The sequence below is a fragment of the Noviherbaspirillum album genome (assembly GCF_035916955.1).
Classification (GTDB): Bacteria; Pseudomonadota; Gammaproteobacteria; order Burkholderiales; family Burkholderiaceae_D; genus Noviherbaspirillum; species Noviherbaspirillum album.
In genome coordinates this window covers 1-4,233 of record NZ_JAWIIV010000091.1, presented here as the reverse complement: position 1 = coordinate 4,233, position 4,233 = coordinate 1, and the positions used below count along the sequence as shown (strand labels likewise).

Below are 4,233 nucleotides of genomic sequence, written 5' to 3'. Positions count from 1 at the left end.
ACCTCCGCCTCCCGCAGGACACCTATGATTTGTTCTTCTGTAAATCGCTTTTGCATGTATGCCTCCATGTCGAAAATAACATGAAGACTCACCCAGTGGGTGGCTACACGATTTCTACCAGGTCACCTGATCAAATCATGCTGTATCAACCTATGACAGTTTCGCCCCGTTCCATAACGTCAAGTTCCGCCGGCTTTGTATGCATCACATCCTCATCGTTGATGTTAACTCGACGATTCCTCACGCTGGAGCAATACGTGTGACACCACAACATCCCCATGCCCTTTTTCATGCCCCTAGCGGCAGTGAAGGCACAACATGCCAAGCTAGGACTAGACAAGCCAATTTGAAGAGACATGACGATGATTAATGCCTTCAGCGACAAACAGGTGGGATTTTTCCATGCAATTCTCAATAGTAGCAATTCCCCGATTCTCATCACCGATGCGCTAACTCCTGATAACTCCATCATTTACGTCAATCGCGCATTCGAACGTGTGACGCAATACACAGCTGCGGAGGTACTCGGCAAAAATTGTCGTCTGTTGCAAGGAACCGATCGCGATCAATCTTCCCGTCAACTGCTTGTCGATGCGATAAACTCAGGACAACCGTGTGACTGCCTAATCCGAAACTATCGTAAGGATGGGGAGCTTTTCTGTAATCAGCTATACATGTTTCCGATACGAGATGATCAGGGTACAGTTACTAATTTCGTAGGGATTCAGCATGACGTCACGGCATCCCACACTACCCGCTCGGCCCTTGAAGAACTGCGTGTCGCCATTGAACACTCCATTGACGTGTATCTTAAAGTGGACGCCGATGCTACCGTCATTGAAGCCAACAAAGCGCTGTACGCCGTCTTCGGATGGATGCCGGAGGAACTCATCGGCCAAAGTGTTTTCAAATTGGTGCCCCCGGACAGGGAGGCCGAAGTCCACCAGAACCTGACGCGCCAGTTCGCCATCCGTGAGCCGCAGTCGCTGACTGGGCGCTACCTGCGTAGAGATGGCGACAGTGCGCACGTCGAGTGGACCCTCTCGACCGGCGCCGGCAACGACTCGCTTATCTGTCTCGGTCGCGACATCACAGAAAAACACCAGGTCGCAGAGGAAGCTCGGCGCGCCAATGAGCGCAACGCCGCCATTCTGATGTCCATCACCGAGGGGTGTTTTTCAGTGGATCGCAACTGGATCGTCACCTACATCAACCCGCAAGGAGAGAAATGGCTGCGTCGGTCGGCACAGGATCTAGTCGGGAAAAACCTTTGGTGGGAATTCCCCGAGGCCATTGAAAGCGCGTTCTACCACACCTATCATCAGGCGCTTCAGACAAATAGCTTTGCCAGTTGCGATTCGTATTACGAGCCGCTTGGTGTCTGGTTCGAGGCGAGGGCCTACCCATTTCCAGAAGGGCTCACGGTATTTTTCATGGACATTACCGAGCGCAAAAATGCGGAGGCTACCCTAATTCGTTCTGCCAGCTACGATCAGATGACGGGACTGATGAACCGCAGCGCCTGTCTGAGTGCCATCCAACAGCGCCTCGAAAAGGCGCGGCATCTGGGCATACCTCTGGCCATACTGTTCATCGACATCGATCGGTTCAAGGAAGTTAATGATGCGTTCGGGCATCGGGTTGGCGACCAGGTTCTCATCGAGATAGCGCGCCGGCTTATTGCATTCTCCGACGACTATAAAATTCCGGCCCGTATAAGCGGTGATGAATTCATTTTCGTTCTCTCCAACACCCTACCTGAAGCGGCTAAAGCGTTTTCTGAGAGTCTCATCGATGCAATTGCCGCACCTCTTGAGGTCGACGGCGTTAATATTACGCTTGGCGCAAGCATAGGCATTGCGTTCAGCGCAGAGGGCGACATTGCGGCGGATGAACTTGTGAACCAGGCGGACACGGCCATGTACTGGGCCAAGGATGGGGGACGTCATGCGGCCAGTCTTTATTCAGCCGACATCGATCGGTGGGGCACGCAGCGGCTGAAACTGCGCCATGAAATTCGCCCGGCAATAGAACTGCAGCAGTTCGTGCTGCACTACCAGCCGCAATTTCGCCTCAAGGACAATACTATCGCCGGCGCTGAAGCACTGGTGCGCTGGCAGCATCCAAAATTGGGATTGCTCAGTCCAGCCGCTTTTCTCGAGATCGCGGAAGCCTCGCCAGCCATCAACGAGCTCGGGGCCTGGGTATTCGACGAAGCATGCCGTCAGCTAGCCTTATGGAACCAACAGGGTTGCAATTTGGTTATGTCGATCAATGTCTCAGCAAGGCAACTTGGCAATTACAGCTTGCCGGAAATGGTTGCATCCTGCGTTCGCAAACATGGGATAGATCCGGGATGCATCAAGATTGAGATCACCGAAAGCATGCTGTCCCAAGACTTTTCGACCGCCGAAACCGTCCTTCTCAAACTTAAGGAGCTTGGGTTTCGTATTGCCTTGGACGATTTCGGCACAGGCTACTCGAATTTCACCTACCTGAACCGTTTTCCGGTCACCTCACTCAAAATCGATCGCTCGTTTGTGCAACCGATCACGCACGATGCCAGTGCTCTAGCCATGCTCAATGGGATCATTGGTCTGGCTAAATCACTCAAGCTTTCGGTAATTTGCGAGGGCGTGGAGACCGAGCCGCAACGCACTATGCTCAGAACCACCAACTGCGACCTGATCCAGGGATATCTGACAGGAAGACCCGTTCCACCCGACGAATTCTTCGAACTATTTTTGCCCAATAGGCGGCAATAGACTGCCGCAATGCTTTTCGACGCTCTCTAATAAAACATAGATAGACGTAAGCGTACTTTGCTTGCCTTATAGTGCGGATTCTTAGTTACGCCTTTGCCAACAAGGGTTTTTCCGTAACTAAGCCACAATTTGAAACAAAAATCTCCGAGTTTTATCAGCCGAATTGCCATAATGTTAAAGCTTTGCTCTACGGCAAGCTCCAGCCTTGGGGAGCTACCCAACCGTTGCTTTCTTAGTTGAGAGAGACATACCAATACGTGGCAAAACGTAGTTTTCCCGCACCCCTGGGACTGTGGCCGCAAAATTTTGACCTAGATCAAAGTTTCTATAAGGCAATATCTATGTAATGGCCAGCATGCACTGCATCACAGCAAGAAAACCGGAAATTAGGGAGGCATTGTTTCGAGCCAGCCTAATGCAAAATAGAAAGAGACAATGCGAAAGAATCTCCCCGTCAATGATAGCGAATACGTGCTACAGGATGATCGTCCTATTGTCTCCAAAACCGATCTAAAGGGTCGCATCACCTATATCAATCCTTATTTTGTAGAAGTCAGCGGTTTCGACGAAGACGAATTGATGGGCGCGCCGCATAATATTGTTCGCCATCCAGACATGCCGGAGGCCGCCTTTGGCGATTTGTGGCAAACACTCAAAGCGGGTGAAATATGGAGCGCGCCGGTCAAGAATAGACGTAAGGATGGCGGATACTACTGGGTAATTGCCCACGTCACGCCAATTACCGAAGGCGGACGAATCGTCGGGTACATGTCGGTGCGAACCAAGCCAACGCGCCAGCAGATACATGCCGCAATAGCTGCATACGCTGAAATCAACAAAGGTAGCCAAAGTACGATGACCTTGGCTCAAGGGCGCCTGGTTCGTAAATCTACTTTATCGGCATTGCTGCGGGGCGGCCGCCTCTCCATGCGAGTACGCATTGCATTAGCATCGCTGCCACAGGTAGTCGTCGCTGCCTTTGCGCTATTACACCTTCTGCTCACCACCACCGCCATGCCCGAATGGCTGTCGTATGCGGCGGTGGTCGGTGGCATGCTCAACATTGTGCTGTACGCCTATCTAGACCGTGGCGTTGTACGACCAATGGGGGATGCTACCGATTTAGCGAAATCGCTCGCCGGCGGCGACCTGACACAACGAGCCCTGCCGCAATGCGACGGTGAAGGCGGGAGGTTATTGCGCGCACTAGGCCAGATGCAGGTTAATTTGCTTGCCGCAATTGGCGACATCCGAGAAAACGTTACTACGATCAACCAGGCTACTAGTGAAATCGCCGCAGGCAACGCGAATCTATCGGCGCGTACCGAAACACAGGCGGCTAGCCTGGAAGAAACGGCATCGAGCATGGAGCAATTTGCTGCGACAGTTTGACCCTGCCTCGGTTTCACGTACAGCATGTCATGCAGCCATAAGCGTTTCCTCAGCTTGAACCGGAGTGCGATATCCG

At 52.3% G+C, this 4,233-nt stretch carries 2 protein-coding genes; both read left to right on the top strand.

Annotated elements, in window-relative coordinates; all coding sequences use genetic code 11:
* Positions 1–356: 356 nt before the first annotated feature.
* Positions 357–2,765 carry a putative bifunctional diguanylate cyclase/phosphodiesterase gene (locus RY831_RS32695; RefSeq protein WP_326510454.1) on the top strand — a complete coding sequence of 803 codons (2,409 nt, stop codon included), beginning with the start codon at positions 357–359 and terminating at the stop codon, positions 2,763–2,765.
* Positions 2,766–3,200: 435 nt separating this feature from the next.
* Positions 3,201–4,157 (top strand): methyl-accepting chemotaxis protein, encoded by a 957-nt coding sequence (locus RY831_RS32690; protein WP_326510453.1) that lies wholly within the window; start codon positions 3,201–3,203, stop codon positions 4,155–4,157.
* Positions 4,158–4,233: the final 76 nt, after the last annotated feature.

Excerpts from the sequence above, each read along its gene's own strand:
- RY831_RS32695 (WP_326510454.1), top strand. The coding sequence starts at position 357 with ATGACGATGATTAATGCCTTCAGCGACAAACAGGTGGGATTTTTCCAT.
- RY831_RS32690 (WP_326510453.1), top strand. The coding sequence starts at position 3,201 with ATGCGAAAGAATCTCCCCGTCAATGATAGCGAATACGTGCTACAGGAT.